An 18,564-nucleotide genomic window follows, 5' to 3' on the forward strand; every position below is an offset into this window, starting at 1 on the left:
ACCCGTCTCAGAGGTAGGCGGAGTGGAGCTGCTGGTAGTGGGCGAGTCCTTCCGGTCCCAGCTCGCGTCCCATGCCGCTGTTCTTGACCCCGCCGTACGGGGCGCTGAAATCGGGCAGGTAGTGGTTGATGCCGACAGGGCCCGTCTGCACCTGCTTCGCCACGTGCAGCGCCCGCTCGGGATCGCTGGTCCACACGGTGCCCCCGAGGCCGTACTCGGAGTCGCTGGCGATCCTGATCGCCTCGTCCTTGGGTTGGTGGAGGTGCCGTTGCTGAGCATGTCGGTCCTGGAGATAGCGACGGTCTGCTCGTGGAGCGCCTCGGAGACGTCGTCGATCAGCCGTCGCACCATGCGCCGCATCTTGGCCGGATCATCCAGGGCGTGCGCCGAAAAAGCGTCGTCCGCTCGCAGAGCAGGCGGGACTTGCGAAAACACGCCCTGGACGGGCCTGCGACGGCAGGCTTCGTCCGGTCCCGGTGCCTGGGGTGGAACCGGGTGAGCGGACCGGGTGTCCGGTTGGACGCACGGGCGGCCTCGGCTGCGAAATCTTGGCCGAGGCCGGCGGGCGGGCGACCCCGCGGCCTGGGTCTCGGGCGACTCCGGGCTTCGGCTCGTGGTGTGCCCCGGCCGCGGGAACGGTGGGTCGTGATCGGGGAGGCGGCCAACGGTCACCGCGCTCGCGCCCGGCCGTAGCTGGGCGGAGTGCGAAGCTTTTAGTTACGCGTGGCCCGCACGGTGATCCGGTGCGGCTCCACGTCGTGTCCCGCGGAGCAGCGCAACCTCGCGGCCACCGGCTCGCCGCAGTCCGTGTGATGCAGCGCCAGCGGCGGGCCGTCGGGCCGGGGCAGATGGCGGTCGCCCCACTGCATCAGGGCGAGCAGGGCCGGCTGGAGGTCGAGACCGGCCTCTGTAAGGACGTACTCGTTCCTGGTGCGCCGACCCGGTTCCTTGTAGGGGCGGCGCTTGAGCAGGCCGGCTGTCACCAGTTCGCGCAGGCGGGTGGCCGCGACGGCCTCGGTGATGCCGACGCGACGTACGAAGTCGTCGAAGCGCGTAGTTCCGTAGTGGGCTTCGCGCATGAGCAGCATGGCGGACCGGGTACCGACGATCTTCATCGTTCCGTCGATCGAGCAGTCGCTCGCGGTCCACTCGGTGCGGTCGGCCAGGCGGCCCGCCAGCGTCATGTGTGGTGTCCTCATCTGCCCACCTTCCTCTGGCTGTGATTTTACATAGTTAGAGGGTGACATGTCGTGCTGGCTATGGGTGACCATAGCTAGCACGTGCCGCTCTGTGAGGCGCCCTCGGCGGCGCCCTGGGTGGCACCCTCACCTCCCGCAGGCACTCGGCGACCGGCACAGGCCGACGACCGGCCGCTGGCGCTCTGAAGGACGACCGGCCGCAGATATACCGGAGCGGGTGGCCGGGTCACGTCGCGGACCCGGCCACCCGCTCGGCGCGCTGTCAACCTCGGGCAGTGGTGGTTGCATGCACCGCTGGCGGGGGACAGTGCCGTGTCAATTCGCCGCGGCCCTGTGCCTCACCTCGTCAAGGACGGGGAGCGGGGCCCGGCTCAGAGACCCAGGTTGCGGCGCACCCAGCTCGTGCGGGCCTCGCGGGACGCGGTCCCGATCACGGTGTCGGCGGCGACGAGCTCGTAGAGGTGGAAGCCACCGGCCCACACGTGGAGGTCGGCCGAACCGCCGGCCGCCCAGATCGCCGAGGCGTAGGCGACGCTCTCGTCACGGAAGACCTCGGCGCTGCCGACCTCGATGTAGGTGGGGGGCAGGTGGGAGAGGTCGGTGGCCCGGCTCGGGGACTCGTAGACGGAGACGTCGTCGGTCCCGCGACGGTCACCGAGGACGGCGTTCCAGCCGGTGAAGTTGCTGGTGCGGTCCCAGACGCCGATGCCGTCGATCTGGTGGCTGGAGACGGTCGTGTTGCGGTCGTCCAGCATCGGGTACATGAGCACCTGCCCGGCCAGAGCGGGACCGTTGTTGTCACGGGCCTTGAGCGTGACGGCGGCGGCCAGGCCGCCACCCGCGCTGCCACCGACCGCGATCAGCTTGGCCGGGTCGAAGCCGAGCTCCTCGGCGTGCTCCGCGGTCCACTTCAGGGCGGCGTAGGCATCCTCGACCTGGGCGGGAGCCGGGTGCTCGGGTGCTAGGCGGTATTCGACGGTGACGACGACGGCGTCCAACTGCTCGACGTAGTCGACGATGGGAGCCACGCCGACGAAGCGGTCACCGAAGATCAGGCCACCGACGTGGGTGAAGAAGAAGCCCGGGCCTGCGGTGGTGTGGTCAGTCCGGCGGAACACCGACACCAGGAGGTCCGGAGCGCCCTGGGGGCCGGGGATGGTGCGCTCGAAGTGCTCGATGGGACGGTCCTTGACCAGCTCCTCGACGCCGGGGGTGAAGCCGCCGGAACGCAGGGCCGGGATGTCCTCCGGGTGCAGGGACGAGTTGAAGGACTGCAGGACGACGTCGAGGACGGGCTTGAGCTCCGTGTCGAACGGCGGGGCGGGGTAGTTCGAGTTAGTCATGACGACCTCGGTGATGAGGGCCACCTACTACTGGGCGGCCTGCCGCACTGCGAAGTTGCAGGATGATGAGATCGACCCTAAGCGCTGACTGACCGGCAGTCAATCGACACGCTGTGACCCCCGTCTCACGTGGGTGCCGCGATAGCCCTCGCATCGGACGCCGCCGCACCGTACTCGGGCACGTTCCAGCGGGGACTGTGGATGGGGCGGTGGATTCGGCGGGTGCCACCCGTCTCCGGGGCGGGAGCTGCCCGTCTCGCGGGTGGGGCGTGGCCTCGACGGCGGTGGTGTGACGGGCGACGCCGGGGATGCAGCGGGACGCGGTCGCCGGCCGCGCCCGCGCAGCCATGAAGAGGCCGCCTCGGGCCGACCGTCCCCGGTTCATCTCGCCGCCGCGTCCGGTTGGCTGTCGCCGACAGCGTGCCAAACCGTTCGGCCCGCTGCCGGCGGATGTCCATCAGTCCCGCAACGCCCCGCCCGTGCACGTAGAACGCGCTAAAACGCCTTGATCATGGCGTTCTGATCCGTGTGACCCCCTTCAGGCTGCCGGTGGCTCCTGGAGCCCGAAGACGGCGCGCGTCATCTCGCCCGCCGCTGTGATCACCTCGTCGTGCGAGATGGGTACAAATCCGGTGATCGCGTCCGTCACGGCTCCGCAGAAACCGTGGAAGAGGGCTCTGGACATCATCTCCGGCCGCCCGCACGCGATCTCACCCGCCTTCACTCCTTCCCGCGCGGCGGCCGCGATCATGCCGATCAACCGCTCGTTGGTGGCCGCGTGGACCGCCTGGGCGCCGGCTCCGTCGTACAGGACCCGATGGAGATCGGCGTGGTCGAGGGCGAACCGGCAGAGCGATTCGAGGACGTCCACGAGGCGGGAGTCGAGAGGGACGTCCGTCTTGCTGAGGATCTCCTGGCCGACACCGGCGAAGTCGTCCATGTGCCGCTCCCACAGGGCCGCGGCGGCCTCGTCCTTGGTCTTGAAGTACAGGTAGAACGTGCCCTTCGAGACCTCGGCAAGAGAGGTGATCTCCTCGATCTTCGAGTCGGCGATCCCCTTGCGGGCGAAGACCTCCGCGGCGGCGTCGAGAATGTCCTTGCGCCGCTCCTCCGGCGGTTTGGCGACCCGTTTCCTCTTGGTGGTGGATGTTTCCGTTCCCATCGGCGCTCCTTCGATCGTCGCGCCAAGTCCGCACGACCCATGAATGACTCGGAGTCAATGGTATGTCGCGACCCGACCGAGAAGCACGCGCGGCCACCGGGTCCGTCCCTGGCGCGGACTCTCGCACCCCGGGGAGGGGTGGACCTGGTGCGGTCGGGTGTCAGACGGCCTTGAACTGGCCGCCGTCGATGATGTAGTCGGCGCCCAAGATGCTGCCCGCCGAGCAGGACGCGAGGAAACGACGAGCGAGGCGATCTCCGCCGGCTCGACGAACCGTTCAGTCGTGAGGTCGAGGGTCGCTGGCGCCGGACGCCGCGAGGACTACGAGCAGACTCCCCTCGCCATGGCCGGCCTGGTCTCCGACCGTGCGGCCGGACGCACGACCCGTCGTTTCACGAGCACCGCACTCGTGCGTTCGCGCCACGGCCTGCCGACGGCGCGAAACCTGGTCAGCGCGATCAGGACCCCGGCCGGACAGCGGCCGGGCGGTTGCAGGAGCGCACGAGTTCGGCGACGGGGCTGAACATCACGGAGGTGATCCTGTTGGGGCATCCCGCCTACCGGCATGCCCGAGTCGGCGCGGGACATCGCCCCGCTGCCTTCAGCAGGCCCGGCAGTGCACCGATCGTGCGGCGGCTCGAGGCGCTGATGCACGAGTATCGACCGGACGTGATCGTGACCTATCCGCCCAACGGCTTCTCTTACGACCTCGCCGTCCCCGTGGCCGCCGCCTGCGCAGGTCACGAGGACCGTCCGGAACCCCCGCGGCGGTCTACCGGGCGAGTGCCCCGCCTGTCTGACTCGCTTCGTCGTCCGGGTGCGCGCGCACAAACATCGCTTTCCGTAGTCGGCTCTCCGCTGTGGTCGTGGCCCTACCCGAAGCGATAGAGCCACAGACATCTCCTCTATCGTTTGGGGCCGCTCGCCCGACAAGCACCTGTTTGCAATTGGGGGCGTACGCCCCTAATCTGAGACGTGTCAGGAAGGCAAGGCAGGGGATGTGATGCGGTGAGCGAGTTGACCTGGAACGTCATACGTGATTGCAATGTCACGGCGGTCAGGAAGGCGTCGCGCAGACTGACTCAGCTCTACGACGAGGCACTCAGGTCGGTGGGTCTGCGCTCCACGCAGTACAACATCCTTGCCGAGCTGACGGAGAACGCCGGAAATCCGCCAACCATGCGCCAGTTCGCCGACGCGCTGATCATGGACCGCTCGGCCCTCGGCCACGCGTTGCGACCGCTTATCAGGGATGGTCTGCTCGCGCTGGAGGAGAGTCCGACGGACCGCCGCAGCCGGCTGATCACCGTGACACCCAAAGGGTGGGACGTGTTCAGGCGGGCTCGACTGAGCTGGCGGGAAGTACAGGATCAGGTCGCCGCCGTTCTGGGGGAGAAGCAGGCGGAAAGTCTGCGTACGGCTCTGCTCGCAGTGGCGGGCAATGACCGACTGATGTCGAAGTCCGACTGAGCGGCGCGGCGTTCGCGCCGCGCCAGGTGCAGGCACACCGACGTGCGGGGTTGCCTCGGTGTGCTCTGCCCAAGTATTGACCTGCAAATAGGGGCGTACGCCCCTACTAGGCGTCAGGGGCCTGTGATCGCATGGGCCTCACTGGCTCACGCCGCGTCGGACGCCAAGCGAAACCGCACCTACGGTGCATGAGTAAGGGAGATCAGCATGTCCAAGTTCCCCTCCGTCCCACGTAACGGCAGCGTCGATGCGAATGACTGGACGAGCGCTGTCGACTTCGTCAACCGTGTCAACTGGCTGTTCGAAACCTACGATCTGGAGGGAATGATCTCCTCGTTCCTTCCCGACGCGCGTGTCTATCACTTTCACGGGAACCTGAACGGCGAGGGAGACATCCGCCGTTTCCTGACGGACGACTACCCGTACCTCATCCCCGGCGTGAGCCGAAACGCGACGAACCACGTGGTGGACCGCGACGCGGACGGCGTGGCTGTGCGGTATCAGAACGTCCTCGTTCGTCACGCCTGGCCGCAGCAGGCGGTAGGGCTCCAGGCCGGACAGGTCCTGGAGAGCGACGACCTGCCGGCGATCTGGTTGTACTCGCCCATGCTCGATCGCCTGCGGCTCACCGATGACGGGTGGAAGATCGCTGAACGCCACATTGGCGGCAGCATGATGAACAAGCGGCTGTCCCTTCCCGACACCTCACGCGCCTCGGTGGAGGAATTTTTGCCCGGCCCCGGCCTCCCGCTGTAGAGCTATGCACCGGTACCGCCGCGGTCCGTTGAGGGCCGTGGCGGGGCTCGGCGGGCCAAGGCCGGGTTCGGCCGCCGGACGGGTGCGTCCGTCAGATGCACTCCAGGATCATCGCGTTGGCGAGCCCGCCCGCCTCGCACATGGTCTGCAGCCCGTAGCGCGCGCCGCGGGCCCGCAAGGCGTGGACGAGCGTCGTGGTCAGGCGGGTCCCGCTGGCTCCCAGTGGGTGCCCCCGGAGTGATTGCTCCGCCGTGAACGTTCACGTGCGCGAGGTCGGCGCCCGTCTCCTGCTGCCAGGCGAGAACGCCACTGGAGAACGCCTTGTTGCTCTCGAACAGGTCTATGTCGTCGACCGTCAGCGATGCCTTGCGCCGTACCTTCTCGGCGGGGACGACACCGGTAAGCATCAGCAGTGGGTCGGAGCCAGTCACGGCGACGCTGTGCAGCCACGCCAAAGCCGCAGGCCGAGCCGCTCGGCGGTCTCACTCGACGTGATCAGCACGCGGAAGCGCCGTCGTTGACGGGGCTGGCGTTGTTCGCGGTGACGTTCCAGTCGAGGTACGAAAAGCGTTCGCCGAAGCCCGGCTCATAGTACGCCGGCTTCAGCCCGGCCGCTCGACGAGAGTGCGCAGCGTATGGGTGATGAGTTGCAGCGGGTGGACGTGGGCGAGGGCGCCGGTCGGCCTGCCCTTGCCGATGGGAATGCGTACGGCTTCGACGATCACTGCGTCACGCATGGTGTACCTCTCGCGTCAGAGGGGCCACTGCGCGGGACGCGAGCCGGTCCTGCGCAGTGGGTTCACGACAACGACCCGATGGTTGGTTTTCCGAACCCGCTAAGTGACTTCACGGTAGCTTACGGGGTTTGACAAACCAACCCACCCCTACACTGGATGCCATGAAGGACGCCCGCCCCTGCTCGATCGCCGACACGCTCGCTCTCGTCGGTGAGAAGTACTCCCTGCTCGTACTACGCGAGGTGTCGTTGGGCGCCACACGCTTCGATCAGTTGGCGCGCAACACCGGCGCCCCGCGCGACGTACTGACAGCGCGGCTGAGACGGCTTGTCGACGCCGGGATCTTGGAGAAGGTCGCCTACAGCGAGCGGCCGCCTCGCTTCGAGTATCGGCCGACCCGGATGGGCCGGGAGCTGGAGCCCGTGCTGCACACCCTGATGGCCTGGGGCGACCGGCATCTCAACGCGGGCGCCCGGCCGATGGTTCTGGAGCATGCCCGTGGCCATGAGCTGGTGCCGCGCGTCATCTGCGCGGACTGCGGAGTGGAGGTCCACCACGACGACTTGACGGCCCATCCGCAGACTCCGGGCTGGACGGTGACGGGACCTGCGGTGGCGAGCGCGGAATGCTAGGGCGTGTTTCGAAAGTCCCGCCCGCCTGCCTGGCGGCGTCTGGCACGCACGCTCGCCGCGTTGTCGGGATCGCCCCGATACATCCACTATCGGGGCGACCCTCCGCCTTGCGATCGCACGCACCAGACGCCGCCAGGCCCTGGCACGCGCCGAAGACACGTCGAACAAGCGGGTCGCCAGCCGGCTGGGGACGTCGGTGTCCACGGTGGCCCGATGGCGACGCCGGTTCGTTGAACTGCGGCTGGAAGGCCTGGCCGACGAACTGCGGCCTGGCCGGCCACCGTCGATCCTCCTCGACCGGGTCGAGGAGGTCGTCGCCGCCAGGCTGGAGTCGTCGCCGCGTGATGCCACACACTGGTCGCGGGCGTCGATGGCCGAGCGGACCGGCCTGTCGAAGTCGACGATCGGACGGATCTGGCGGCAGTTCGACCTGAAGCCGCATGTCCAGGACACGTTCAAGCTGTCCACGGATCCGCAGTTCGTGGAGAAGGTCGTCGATGTCGTCGGCCTTTACCACCACCCGCCGGAGAAGGCGGTGGTGCTGTGTGTGGACGAGAAATCCCAGGTCCAGGCTCTGGACCGCACGCAGCCGGTCCTGCCGATGATGCCCGGCATGCCGGAGAGGCGCACCCATGGCTACCAACGGCACGGCGTGACCAGCCTGTTTGCCGCGTTCGACATCGAAGACGGAAGCGTCATCAGCTCCCTTCATCGCCGTCATCGGGCCGTGGAGTTCAAGAAATTCCTGGTCAAGATAGACAAGGCGGTGCCGTCTGACCTCGACGTCCACCTGATCTGTGACAACTACGCCACTCACAAGACACCAGCGATCAAAGCCTGGCTCGGACGGCACCCCCGATTCCACGTCCACTTCACACCGACTGGTTCCAGCTGGATCAACCAGGTCGAGCGGTGGTTCGGGCACCTCACCGACAAGCTCATCCGCCGCGGGACCCACCGATCGGTCCAAGCCCTTGAGGCCGACATCCGCACCTGGATCCAGACCTGGAACGAGGACCCCAAACCGTTCACATGGACCAAGAGCGCCGACGAAATCCTCAACTCGTTAGCGAAATATATTGCCAGGATTTCAGGCGCAGGACACTAGGCGATCACGTTTCCGTCCATCCCGCGGGTGAGCCGGCGGGCGACGGGGTCGTCGCAGTCCATGCGTACCGCGTTCGAGGGCTGCGCATGCGAGCGTCGCGCCCTCATCAGCCAGGGTGATTATGTTGGTGCGCGTACCTGTATGTCGGGGCGTTTCACCGCACCATTCGAGGCATCCTCGCTCGGCGCGATCGCACCGAATGGGCAGCTTATGTGTCTCGAACTGATCAACCACTTCCGCTACCACGAGAACGGCCGGCTGGCCGAGAAGTGGGTCCAGTACGACAACGTCGGCCTTCTCCGTCAGCTCGGCGTCGACCTCACCGAGGGGTACTGAAGCTTTCTGCACCGCGTCGAGCGTGGACGCGGCTGAGTAACGGTTCCTGGAGTTCCAGGAGGCGTGGGGGAGGGAGTATCCGGCGTTCGTCGAGCTGTGGTCGGACACCTGGGCCGAGTTCGTGCCCTTCCTCCCTTCGGCGTCGAGATCCGCAGGGTCATCTGCTCGAAGAACGCCATCGAGTCCGTGAACGCCTGGATACGCAAGGCTGTCCGCGCCCGCCGGGCACTTCTCGAACGAGTCCGCCGCGTTCAAGTGCGTCTACATGGCGCTGTTGTCGCGGGACCCGGCCGGCAAGGGCCGCAAGGATTGGACCATGCGATGGAAGGTCCCGCTTGAATGCCTTCCAGATCGAGTTCGATGGCCGGCTCACCCCGTACGGAAACCGACACCGCAACAAGCAAGATCCACCGTTGATTTGGCTCTGTTCCCGTATTCGGTATTGACATTCTGTTGTCACGTCAGAGGGATGCGGTGGTGGAGGAGGTCGAATTCTGCTCGGCCGTACATCTGGCGCATGAGCTCTTTACTTGGAGCGTCCTCGCGTCGCACACCGAGCCCTTCAGTTGGCGGAATTCGCCAACTGAAGCGCTCAGTGTGCGACGCCGCCACGAAGGGCAGTCCAGGCCGCTTCGCGATGCTGAGCGGCACCGAGCCCGGATCGGGTCACGAGGGCTGCGGGCTATCAGGCCTCGGGGTCGGAGGTTGGCGGGGTCCGGGGCCGCAGTCGTTCGCCCTGCGGCCCGAACAAGATCAGATACTCGACCGGCCCGCCGGGGCCAGCGTTCGCCACCCCGTGTGGGATGCGGGTATCGAACTCGGCGACCTCCCCGGCGGCCAGGAAGAGATCCTGGTTGCCGAGCGCGAGCCACAGTCGCCCGTACAGAACGCACATCCACTCGTAGCCCTCGTGGGAGACCTGCCGGGGCCGCGCGGGCACACCCTCGACGGCGGGCAGCACATGCTTGTGGGCGTGCAGGCCGCCGACGTACCGGGTGAGCGGCAGTACCGCTTTGTCGTCCCCGAAGCTGTGCGGCGCCCTGCTGCGAGGCTCGACCGCAGGGGTATGACCGGCCAGCTCGTCCATGGGGACGCCGTACTCCTTCGCCAGCTGCAGCACGACCTCCAAGGTGGGCTTGCGCCGGCCGGTCTCGATCCGCGACAGCGTGCTCGGCGAGATGCCGGTCGCACGGCTGATGCCGGCGAGCGTGGCGCCGTGCTGCTCGCGTGCGGCTCGCAGCCTGGGTCCCATGGCTGCCAGCGTGCCGTCCAGGTCGTCGCCTGCCACCTTTCCGCTCCTTTCGGCCGCACCACTCAACCTCCCTGTCCTGCGATCTTGCCAGATTGGCAATGCTGATGGCGGCGGGAGGCCGCCGCGCCGCATGATCGACGGGTAACCGCGTCCGTCCGTTGAACCGAGGAGAAGCCCATGCAGCCCGAGCCGACCGCCGAGCTCCGCCACCGCACCATCGAGACCCCGGCCGGCCGCCTGCATCTGGTCGAGCAGGGCGCCGGCCCGCTGGTCCTGCTTGTGCACGGCTTTCCCGAGTCCTGGTATTCCTGGCGCCGCCAGCTCCCGGTCCTCGCCGCCGCCGGCTACCGGGCGGTGGCCATCGACGTGCGCGGCTACGGCCGCTCCTCCAAGCCCGCCGCGACCGACGCCTACCGAATGCTCGACCTGGTGGAGGACAACGTCGCCGCGGTGCGCGCCCTCGGCGAGGAGAGCGCGGTGGTCATCGGCCACGACTGGGGATCCAACATCGCCGCCTCCTCCGCCCTGCTCCACCCCGAGGTCTTCCGCGCCGTCGGCCTGCTGAGCGTCCCCTACGCGCCGCCGGGCGGTCCCCGCCCCACCGACATCTTCGGCCAGATCGGCGGCTCTGAGCAGGAGTTCTACGTCTCCTACTTCCAGGAGCCCGGCCGCGCCGAGGCGGAGATCGAGCCCGACGTCAGGGGTTGGCTCGCCGGCTTCTACTCGGCGCTGTCCGCCGACACCATGCCAGCCCAGGGCGAGCCCGACCCGCACTTCGTCGCCCTCGGCGGCCGACTGCGCGACCGCTTTCCCACCGGCCCGCTCCCGGCTTGGCTGAGCGAGGACGACCTAGACGTCTACGCCGCGGAGTTCGAGCGCACCGGCCTGAGCGGCGCGCTCAACCGCTACCGCAACATGGACCGTGACTGGGAAGACCTCGCCCCCCACCGCGGAGCCCCGATCAAGCAGCCGTCCCTGTTCATCGGCGGCACCCTGGACGCCTCCACCACCTGGATGGCCGATGCCATCAACGCCTACCCCGCCACCCTCCCTGCCCTGTCCGCCTCCCACCTGCTGGAAGACTGCGGCCACTGGATCCAGCAGGAACGCCCCGACGAGGTCAACCGCCTGCTGACCGACTGGCTCACCGCCCCTCAAGGCTGAGCACTCGACTCTGGCGCGGCCTGTCTGCCTTCGAAGGCTGGCAGCCGGATGTTCCACCGGCGCCTCAAGAAGGCCCAACCATGATCGTGTATGAGCTCTCAGAGGACGGTTCGTAAGGTGATGTCCGTTTCTGGGTGAGGGTTGTGTCAGGGGTGCTGGTCGTGGCGGTGGCTGTTGCTTCCTGGCGAAGTTGCCGGTGTCGGCCTCGGTGAGGATTCCGAGTTTGACCAGGCGTTTCAGCTTGGCGCAGGAGACCCGCGAGGCCGCCCGCGCCGACGTCTTCCACTACATCGAGATCGAGTACAACCGCAGCCGGCTCCGTCGGTACGGGTGAGGACGCTCATCGACCGGGGCCGCGCCCTGCTGGCGGATCCCGAGCACGCGGAGCTGTTCTTCCGGGCAGCGCTCAGGGAACCCGCGGGTGAGCAGTGGCCGTTCGAACGGGCGCAGACACAGCTCGACTACGGGGAATGGCTCCGGCGGCAGCGTCGTATCGCCGAGGCCCGTCCGTTGCTGAGCGCCGCCCTGGAAGTCTTCCAGCGGCTGGGCGCGCGGCCGTGGGTCGAGCGGGCACAGGCAGAACTACGCGCCGCCGGCGTGGAGGCCGGTGACGTCGTACCCACTGCCTTCGCCGAACTCAGCCCCCAGCAGCAGCAGATCGTCCAGCTGGCGGCCCGTGGTCTGACGAATCGTGAGATCGGGGAGAAGCTGTTCCTCTCACCGCGCACGGTCGGTTCGCACCTCTACCGGGTGTTTCCCAAGCTCGGCATCACCGCCCGCTCACAGCTCCGCGACGTGGTCGAAGGCATCCTGTCGGGTACCGGCGTCCAGGGCTGAGTGACGTTTCCCCGTAATAGTGGACACTCGATGTTTACGCTGCGAGGGCGTGTTCTTGCTCGTGTCGCTGCCGGGTCTCCAGCGGGGTGAGGTAGCCCCGGACTGGATGCCTCCGCAGCCGCTTGCGGTGACAGAAGGTCTCGACGAAGGTGAAGATCTCGGCGCGGGCCGTGGTCCGGTCGGGCCGGCGGTGGGTGCCGATCTCGGCTTTCAGTAGCGCGAAGAAGCTCCCCTCGGCGAGGCGAGCGCCTCGCCGGGATGCTCCCGGGCCACCGACAAGTCCGAGGAAGGACAGCACAGTCGATCGGAGAGCGGGTCAGGAGGCCGCGCGAGCATCCCGGCACCCGTATCCTGGCGCGTCCATCGCTGTGCGGGTCAAGGGGTCCGGGCCATCCGGTACTTCACATACTCACTGTCCGAGTGCACGATGCAGCCGGGGGAGGGATCGCCCGGGTCCGGGCCGACGACTCCGCCAACACCGGCTGCTCACCTACTCGTCCGACGACTCCCCTCCACCTCGACGAAAGCCGTACGCAGCCCTCGGCACAGGGCCTTGTCCAGCTTCTTGCCGACAGGCCAGAACAGCGGGGGAATGAACCCGGCCGGCTCGTGGTTGCCAAAACCGAATCTGATTCGGATAACGGAAGGACAGCCATGACCGACTCGTCCCAGCGGGACGCACTCTTGGAAGCCCGCTACGGGCAGCAGGGGACGCCGGAGAACATCATCTGGAACGAGCAGATCGAAGCGCTGCTCGCGCACCGCTCAGTGCGCGCGTTCACCGACGAGCCACTGCCCAAGGGCGCTCTGGAGACGGTGGTGGCAGCCGCCCAGTCGGCGTCCACATCGTCGAACCTTCACCAGTGGAGTGTCGTGGCCGTCTCGGACCCGGAGACGAAGGCCGAGCTCGCGAGGCTGACACACGGCGTAGAGTTCACCGGGTTCGAGTTCGTCGCCCAGGCCCCCAGCGTGCTGCTGTGGGTAGCGGACATGTCGCGCAACCACGCGATCAGCGCCGAGCTGGGCAGCAAGCCCGTCGTCACCGACTACGTCGACGCCTTCCTGATGGCGTCGATCGACGCGGCCCTGGCTGCCCAGAACGGTCTCGTCGCGGCAGAGGCGATCGGCCTGGGAGGCGTGTACCTGGGCTCGCTGCGCAACCATGCCAAGGAGCTCGCCGACCTCATCGGACTTCCCTCGTACGCCTATGTCGTGTTCGGCATGGCCATCGGCACCCCAGACCCGCACCGCCCCAGCGCAGTACATCCCCGCCCGGCGCAGGACGTCGTGCTGCACCGCGAGCGCTACCGGACACGGCCGACCGAGGAGTGGCTCGAGGACTACGAGACCAGTTTCAAAGACTTCCGCGCCGAGTACGGACTGCGTGACAAAACATGGAGCCATTCCGTCGTGGTGGGCATGGGCCTGGACTACATGGACGGCCGTGAGAACCTGCGCCGTACGCTGAAGGAGCGCGGCTACCTGCTGCGCTGAAGGGCATTCGACAGTAAGTGGGGGCACCGGGCGTGGCCAGGCCGAAGACGCCGCTGTTGTCCGCGACACGCATCGCGGACGGTGCGATCGAACTCGTCGACCGCACCGGTGACATCCAGATGGTTCAGCTGGCCCGGCACCTCGGCGTCGCCCCGTCATCGCTCTACTCCCATGTCACAGGCCGGGCGAAGGTCATCGACCTCGCCCGGCTGCGGATGCTGGAACGTATGGAACCCGTCGGACCCGCGCACGACTGGCGCGAGGCCGTGGCGAACCTCCTGCGCCAGCTCACCACCCTGTACGCCAGGCACCGACGCATCCTGCCGCTCCTCGCCACCACCGCCGTGGCCTGCGACCGTTCCATCGCGGTGTACGAGCCGATGTTCGCCGCACTGATCGAAGGGGGCTTCCGGCTGGACCAGCTACGCCTGGTCGTCGCCATGGTCGAGTTCCAGGCATTCGGTCTCGCCCAGGGACTGCCGGCACCGGCCATGTCCGACCACATCCGCAAGACCCTTCCCGCCTACGCCGCATCGGTGGACCACTCAAGCTACGACCTGGCCACCGCGACCGAGTTCTCCGTGGCCATGGTCATCGGCGGGCTGGAAGCGGTCCGGACGCACCCCGGTGGACCGTAACGCACTCCGGCACAACCGCGGCCACGGTACACACGAGCCCGCGAAGCACATGGGTCCACCCTCTGATGGCACCGTGCCGAGACACGACCACAGGAGGAGCCCCGCTGCCTTTCACGGTCGCGTAGCGGCCTTCGTCTGGCATGCCCGTATGCGACTCCGGTTGCACAGGCGAGATGCCTGAATGCGACTCTGGTCGCACAAGGGCATGCCTCGGATTGCGCCTGCGGTCGCATGCGATCGCGACCCGGGGCTGATGTGGCATTGCGTGTCCCGCTCCGAGGATGACCGGGTGACCGAGATCATCGCGGGGCTGTACATGTCCCCTTGGGAATTTCTTGCCTTGCTGGGTGGCGTCGCACTGGTGGTGGCGCGCTGGCTTCCCCTCGCTGCCCGCCCGCGCGGCACGATCGCGGCGGGGACGGTTCTCGTACCGTCCGCGATCGTGCTGAGTGTGGTGGGAATCCGCTGGCAGATGCTGCCGGTACTGGCAGGCGCTGCCGTCGCGTTGCCGTTCGCTTTCTCTGCCCTGCTGCGACGCCGTACCGGCCGGCCGGCGTGGCGGGCCCGATGGTGGCTGGCGTTGCCAGGGTCGGTGGCCTGTGTCGGCCTGATTGCCACGGGTCCGGTGGCCGCATGGGCCTTTCCTGTACCCGCGTTCCCCGAACCGTCCGGCCGTTTCGCGGTCGGCGCCCGCGTGGTGCAATGGACCGACCCGCGCCGCTCCGAGAGCTTCACCGCCGATCCGCGTGACCGGCGCACGGTCGTGGTCCAGCTCTGGTATCCCGCGCAAGAGAGCCCCGCAGGCGCGCGGCGGGCCCAGTACCTCGGACGCACGGAGCACGAGGCGCGCACCGTCTCCGGTGCTCTCGCCCGCCAGGTTGGCTTGCCTGGCTTCCTGGTCGACGGCGTCCCGCGTGCCCACACCCATTCGGACTTCAACGCCCCGGCGGCGGGTGGGGGCGAGCGGTTCCCGGTGGTGATGTTCTCTCCCGGGTCGGGCGGAGTACGTACCCAGAACACCGCCTGGGCGGAGGAACTGGCCAGTCACGGCTATGTGGTGGCCGCCCTCGACCACCCGTACGACTCCGCCGCCGTCGTCCTCGCCGACGGCCGGACGATCCACAGCAAGATCGCCTCCACCGGAGACCGGGACAAGGACGACAGGCTGGCGGTTGACTGGACGGCTGTCCGGGCCGCCGACCTCAGCTTTGTCCTCACCCAGCTGGACCATTTGGACCGAAATGAGATGACCGGCCCGCTGACCGGACACCTGGACACCAGTCGCGTCGCGGTCACCGGCCACTCCATGGGTGGCGCCGCGGCTCTCCAGGCAGCCCGGCAGGACCACCGGTTCGACGCCGTCATCGATCTGGACGGCTACCCCCACGGCCCCGTCTCCCCGCCCCTCCACCAGCCGACACTCGCGCTCACCCAGGCCATCACCCCCGGAATCGACCCGCACTACATACCCCGCCTCACCGAGGTCCTCGAACTCGGCTCCGCGACGAACTACCGGCTCACCATCCCCGGCACCGCACACCTCACCTTCATGGACGGCCCTCTGTACCTGCCGCCTGTGCCCTCAGTAGCCGGCTCCCTGGGCCGAACCGAGAGCCCGCACGTCGTCGCAGCAACCACTCTCGCGTTCCTGGACACCACCCTGCGGCACAAACCCGGTGACCTGGCCGGTGTCCTGTCGGCCTACGGCGACCTCAGCGTCCACGACGTCCACGCCCCGGACAGCAGCCGCTGATCAGCTGTGCCACGGCAGCCGACGGCACGGCAACGCCATCCTGGGCCGGGCACGGGCCCACCCGATCGCCGCCCCGGCCGCGACTGCCGCGGCTGCTGCGGCTGGACCGAACCACCGGGGCGAAGGTCCCCGGCGAGCGCACATACCCCAGGAAACCGGAAACCTGCCATCCACAATCGATGACATGAACCGGCCGGTAGTCCAACTTCAACGGCAGTCCGTCCAGGTTTCCTGTCACAGGACAGACGGGACAGCCGGGCCACCACCCGCAGGTCCTTTGGAACCGGTGTCACGCTGACGGACAGTGACTGTCACCCTCCTTCGCGATGGCCGCGCACGACCTGGGGCGGGGCGGTTAGTGGCTCACCCCACCGTCGCCGGGAGCGGCCGGCTGCTGTGGCACGACGTCCCTGACGCGGTGTCCGATCTGCGGTGCCCCGGCACGCGCCACCCAGGGCACCGCACAGGAGCAGGAGCGCACCGCGCCGCCCTCAAGGCCGCGGCCGTACGTCAGCTGACGGCCCTTGGTGCCCACCGCATCGGCTGGGGGTGGTGGGGGAGCTGGTCAACCTGCACCGCACCACCCAGACGGACGTGGCCGTGGTGCACCACGCCGCACTGTCCCGGGACCTGGCCCACCTGCTGCGCCACTGTGACCACCGTGTCATCACCACCCACGCCGGTCTGCGGGCTCTGCACCCGCCCGCCAGAGCAGCACCAGGCGGCTGAACGCGCACCGGGCACCCTGGGGAAGGCCCGCCGCCCTTCCCCGTAGGGCGGCGGGCCTCTGCACAGGGCTGGGCCTGGGCCCGTGTATCCGCTGTGGCGTGGTCACCGCTTACCAGCCGACCGACGGGCGCCCCCTGCACTCCGGGGCCCTCTGCCAGCCCGCCGACCCTGCCGCCACCACCCCATCGGCACCGGCCGTCTCGGCCGCCCCGGGCACGCCCGCTCCCACCCCTGCCCCTGTCTCGCCGGCTCTGGTGCCCATGGCAGCGCGCCCGGAGCGCCGCGCCCGCAGCGCCGCCCAGGCGCAGGAGGAGACCACCGGGCTCATCAGCCGTGTGGTGCACGCGGAGCTCGAGCGTGCCGGCGGCGACTGGGATGCCGCGCTGAAGGCGCTGATCAAGCGTGCGATCCCTGACGTGATGCACCTGTTCAACGAGACCCGGGCCACGGCCCGCTACGACTGCACCGCCTACCCAGCCCTGCCCGACATCCCGAAGAAGCCGTCGAAGAAGGACCCCGACCAGATCTGGGAAGCGAGGCCGCGCTTTCACCACCCCGGCTACTCCCTCAAGGCCCCCGGCGACATCAAGGTCACCGCCCTCGACGTGAACGCCGTCTATCTGTCGGCTCTCAAGTGCTGGCTGCCGATCGGCAAGCTCGAGCACACAACCGGCACCGAGGGTGTCGAGCCGAAGCGTTCCGGGGTGCACCTGATCACCCCCGCACCGTGGGAGCATCCACATCTGCCGGACCCGATCGGCGACCGTGACGAGCCCGGCGCCCTGTGGGTCACCAACCTCACCCTTCGCCTTCTGCAGCGCCTGTCCGGGCCGAAATACGGCTTGGTCGAGGCTCCGGTGGTCCATGAGTCGTGGACGTCCGGGGCGGCGGAGAACTTCCTCGACGCCCTGCGTAAAACACTGTCCGCCGCCCGGGAGACGGCGATCACCGCGGACGACACCCTCACGCCGGAGTACATCAAGGCGATGTACTCGAAGTTCATCTAGACGATGGGGGAGTCGATCCACAACCGGGAGATGGTGCGCCCGGACTGGATGCACATCACCACTCCCAGGCCTACGCCAACTTGTGGGGCAAGGCCCACCAGGCCGGCCTGGATGTCATCAGCATGACGGGCACCGACGAGCTCCACGTCACGGGCGACTGGCGCCAGGTCTTCCCTGAGGGCCGGGGTGTCGCCCAGATGAAGGTCAAGCACGGTGATGCGAAGGCGTCCGGTGAGTACACCGCCGGCACGGCAGCACGCTGATGGCGGGCCGCTGGATGGACCTGGGCATGTTCAACGCCCACGGTGTCCCGGGCGTCGACGCCCTGGGGGCGGCGATCGAGAACATGGTCACCGTCATCGCCTCGCCCGTGGACAGCGACCGAGGCCTTTCCGCACCCCTGCGCTGCCTCACCAGGACCGACGCAGGCTACGAGGCCATGGATCGCGCCGGCATCCACGTCTCCCCCCACACCCTGATCGCCTGGCTCGCCGAGGAACGCACCCCCAACAAGGCCAACCGGACACGGCTGGACGCCGCGTACTGGGACCTGCGCCGCCGCAACGTCGCCCCCGACCTCAAACACCGTCTCAACAATGACGGGCGCGGCACCCGGGTGGAGATCAACCCGGTCAACCAGCCCGGGGTCGAGAGCAAACACCAGCGTGACGTGGCCAGTCGCAGCATCAACGTCCGCGGCGTATGGGACCGCGCGGTGGACCCCTGGCTCGAGGAGGACCTGGCCGAGCTCGACGCGATCCGGGATCAGATCATCGAGGACATCGGTTCCGCGTACGGCAACGTCTCCTCCACCGGCTGGGCCGCCTGAGAACAGCGCGTACGCCCCGTCCCCGGCATTGGAGCTGCAGGGCAGGGCGGCTGGCCGGTGTCGTCCTGACCGCCAGCTCATCGTGATCGGGTCCTGCCCCGCGACGGGCAAGTCCACC

19 protein-coding genes and 4 pseudogenes are annotated in these 18,564 nt (G+C 68.2%); 15 read left to right on the plus strand and 8 right to left on the minus strand.

What is annotated here, in order from left to right:
* Positions 1 to 7: 7 nt before the first annotated feature.
* The 4 genes from ACFYSH_RS15155 to ACFYSH_RS15170 all read right to left on the minus strand — a co-directional run bounded on the left by ACFYSH_RS15155 (position 8) and on the right by ACFYSH_RS15170 (position 3,704).
* The gene (locus tag ACFYSH_RS15155; RefSeq protein WP_359466874.1) at positions 8 to 238 is read right to left on the minus strand and encodes an aldehyde dehydrogenase family protein; all 231 of its coding nucleotides are present in this window, start codon (positions 236 to 238) and stop codon (positions 8 to 10) included.
* A 475-nt stretch (positions 239 to 713) separates the two neighbouring features.
* Positions 714 to 1,199: a helix-turn-helix domain-containing protein gene (locus ACFYSH_RS15160; RefSeq protein WP_359466773.1), complete on the minus strand. Its 486-nt coding sequence runs from the start codon at positions 1,197 to 1,199 to the stop codon at positions 714 to 716.
* 371 nt (positions 1,200 to 1,570) lie between these two features.
* Positions 1,571 to 2,542: an alpha/beta hydrolase fold domain-containing protein gene (locus ACFYSH_RS15165; protein WP_359466776.1), complete on the minus strand. Its 972-nt coding sequence runs from the start codon at positions 2,540 to 2,542 to the stop codon at positions 1,571 to 1,573.
* Positions 2,543 to 3,080: 538 nt separating this feature from the next.
* A complete protein-coding gene (locus ACFYSH_RS15170; RefSeq protein ID WP_359466779.1) occupies positions 3,081 to 3,704 on the minus strand; it encodes a TetR/AcrR family transcriptional regulator in 624 nt (207 codons plus the stop codon).
* A gap of 1,008 nt (positions 3,705 to 4,712) precedes the next feature.
* Between ACFYSH_RS15170 and ACFYSH_RS15175 the strand changes: the two genes are divergently transcribed.
* Complete coding sequence (locus ACFYSH_RS15175) at positions 4,713 to 5,174, plus strand: MarR family winged helix-turn-helix transcriptional regulator (RefSeq protein WP_359466781.1); 462 nt, start codon at positions 4,713 to 4,715, stop codon at positions 5,172 to 5,174.
* Between the two features lie 207 nt (positions 5,175 to 5,381).
* Positions 5,382 to 5,930 (plus strand): nuclear transport factor 2 family protein, encoded by a 549-nt coding sequence (locus ACFYSH_RS15180; protein WP_359466784.1) that lies wholly within the window; start codon positions 5,382 to 5,384, stop codon positions 5,928 to 5,930.
* A 91-nt stretch (positions 5,931 to 6,021) separates the two neighbouring features.
* Here the strand turns inward: ACFYSH_RS15180 and ACFYSH_RS15185 are convergent.
* Both ACFYSH_RS15185 and ACFYSH_RS15190 read right to left on the minus strand, forming a co-directional pair.
* Positions 6,022 to 6,542: pseudogene (locus ACFYSH_RS15185) on the minus strand (steroid 3-ketoacyl-CoA thiolase); the annotation flags it as partial.
* Positions 6,533 to 6,667 carry a hypothetical protein gene (locus ACFYSH_RS15190; protein WP_359466787.1) on the minus strand — a complete coding sequence of 45 codons (135 nt, stop codon included), beginning with the start codon at positions 6,665 to 6,667 and terminating at the stop codon, positions 6,533 to 6,535. The gene ACFYSH_RS15190 and the pseudogene ACFYSH_RS15185, both read right to left, overlap by 10 nt.
* A gap of 152 nt (positions 6,668 to 6,819) precedes the next feature.
* On the opposite strand from ACFYSH_RS15190, the gene ACFYSH_RS15195 reads away from it, so the two are divergent.
* The 4 genes and pseudogenes from ACFYSH_RS15195 to ACFYSH_RS15210 all read left to right on the plus strand — a co-directional run.
* Positions 6,820 to 7,299 carry a helix-turn-helix domain-containing protein gene (locus ACFYSH_RS15195; protein ID WP_359466877.1) on the plus strand — a complete coding sequence of 160 codons (480 nt, stop codon included), beginning with the start codon at positions 6,820 to 6,822 and terminating at the stop codon, positions 7,297 to 7,299.
* Positions 7,300 to 7,423: 124 nt separating this feature from the next.
* Positions 7,424 to 8,407 (plus strand): annotated as a pseudogene (locus tag ACFYSH_RS15200) (IS630 family transposase); the annotation flags it as partial.
* A 60-nt stretch (positions 8,408 to 8,467) separates the two neighbouring features.
* The gene (locus ACFYSH_RS15205) at positions 8,468 to 8,743 is read left to right on the plus strand and encodes an ester cyclase (RefSeq protein WP_359466789.1); all 276 of its coding nucleotides are present in this window, start codon (positions 8,468 to 8,470) and stop codon (positions 8,741 to 8,743) included.
* Positions 8,744 to 8,783: 40 nt separating this feature from the next.
* A pseudogene (locus tag ACFYSH_RS15210) lies at positions 8,784 to 9,189 on the plus strand (transposase); the annotation flags it as partial.
* 239 nt (positions 9,190 to 9,428) lie between these two features.
* Here ACFYSH_RS15210 and ACFYSH_RS15215 read toward each other — a convergent pair.
* Positions 9,429 to 10,031: a helix-turn-helix domain-containing protein gene (locus ACFYSH_RS15215; protein WP_388752759.1), complete on the minus strand. Its 603-nt coding sequence runs from the start codon at positions 10,029 to 10,031 to the stop codon at positions 9,429 to 9,431.
* A gap of 141 nt (positions 10,032 to 10,172) precedes the next feature.
* Here ACFYSH_RS15215 and ACFYSH_RS15220 point away from each other — a divergent pair, with 141 nt between their 5' ends.
* Both ACFYSH_RS15220 and ACFYSH_RS15225 read left to right on the plus strand, forming a co-directional pair.
* Entirely contained in the window at positions 10,173 to 11,159 is a 987-nt protein-coding gene (locus ACFYSH_RS15220; RefSeq protein ID WP_359466793.1) for an alpha/beta hydrolase, read from the plus strand.
* Between the two features lie 321 nt (positions 11,160 to 11,480).
* A pseudogene (locus ACFYSH_RS15225) lies at positions 11,481 to 11,996 on the plus strand (LuxR C-terminal-related transcriptional regulator); the annotation flags it as partial.
* Between the two features lie 34 nt (positions 11,997 to 12,030).
* Here the strand turns inward: ACFYSH_RS15225 and ACFYSH_RS15230 are convergent.
* Positions 12,031 to 12,294 (minus strand): hypothetical protein, encoded by a 264-nt coding sequence (locus ACFYSH_RS15230; protein WP_359466796.1) that lies wholly within the window; start codon positions 12,292 to 12,294, stop codon positions 12,031 to 12,033.
* A 356-nt stretch (positions 12,295 to 12,650) separates the two neighbouring features.
* Here ACFYSH_RS15230 and ACFYSH_RS15235 point away from each other — a divergent pair, with 356 nt between their 5' ends.
* The 7 genes from ACFYSH_RS15235 to ACFYSH_RS15265 all read left to right on the plus strand — a co-directional run bounded on the left by ACFYSH_RS15235 (position 12,651) and on the right by ACFYSH_RS15265 (position 18,446).
* Complete coding sequence (locus tag ACFYSH_RS15235) at positions 12,651 to 13,490, plus strand: NADPH-dependent oxidoreductase (RefSeq protein ID WP_359466799.1); 840 nt, start codon at positions 12,651 to 12,653, stop codon at positions 13,488 to 13,490.
* 32 nt (positions 13,491 to 13,522) lie between these two features.
* Positions 13,523 to 14,128, plus strand: a complete 606-nt coding sequence (locus ACFYSH_RS15240) for a TetR/AcrR family transcriptional regulator C-terminal domain-containing protein (protein ID WP_359466801.1) — start codon at positions 13,523 to 13,525, stop codon at positions 14,126 to 14,128.
* Between the two features lie 253 nt (positions 14,129 to 14,381).
* On the plus strand, positions 14,382 to 15,881 hold the full coding sequence (locus tag ACFYSH_RS15245) for a dienelactone hydrolase family protein (protein WP_359466803.1): 1,500 nt from the start codon (positions 14,382 to 14,384) through the stop codon (positions 15,879 to 15,881).
* 552 nt (positions 15,882 to 16,433) lie between these two features.
* Positions 16,434 to 16,610, plus strand: a complete 177-nt coding sequence (locus tag ACFYSH_RS15250; RefSeq protein ID WP_359466806.1) for a hypothetical protein — start codon at positions 16,434 to 16,436, stop codon at positions 16,608 to 16,610.
* A 98-nt stretch (positions 16,611 to 16,708) separates the two neighbouring features.
* Positions 16,709 to 17,617 carry a hypothetical protein gene (locus tag ACFYSH_RS15255; RefSeq protein WP_388752765.1) on the plus strand — a complete coding sequence of 303 codons (909 nt, stop codon included), beginning with the start codon at positions 16,709 to 16,711 and terminating at the stop codon, positions 17,615 to 17,617.
* Between the two features lie 122 nt (positions 17,618 to 17,739).
* Positions 17,740 to 17,880 (plus strand): hypothetical protein, encoded by a 141-nt coding sequence (locus ACFYSH_RS15260; protein WP_388752768.1) that lies wholly within the window; start codon positions 17,740 to 17,742, stop codon positions 17,878 to 17,880.
* Positions 17,880 to 18,446, plus strand: coding sequence for a transcriptional regulator (locus ACFYSH_RS15265; RefSeq protein WP_388752770.1), 567 nt, complete (start codon positions 17,880 to 17,882; stop codon positions 18,444 to 18,446). Before ACFYSH_RS15260 ends, ACFYSH_RS15265 begins: the two co-directional genes overlap by 1 nt.
* Positions 18,447 to 18,564 lie beyond the last annotated feature (118 nt).

Source organism: Streptomyces sp. NPDC005791 (assembly GCF_042871485.1).
Classification (GTDB): domain Bacteria; phylum Actinomycetota; class Actinomycetes; order Streptomycetales; family Streptomycetaceae; genus Streptomyces.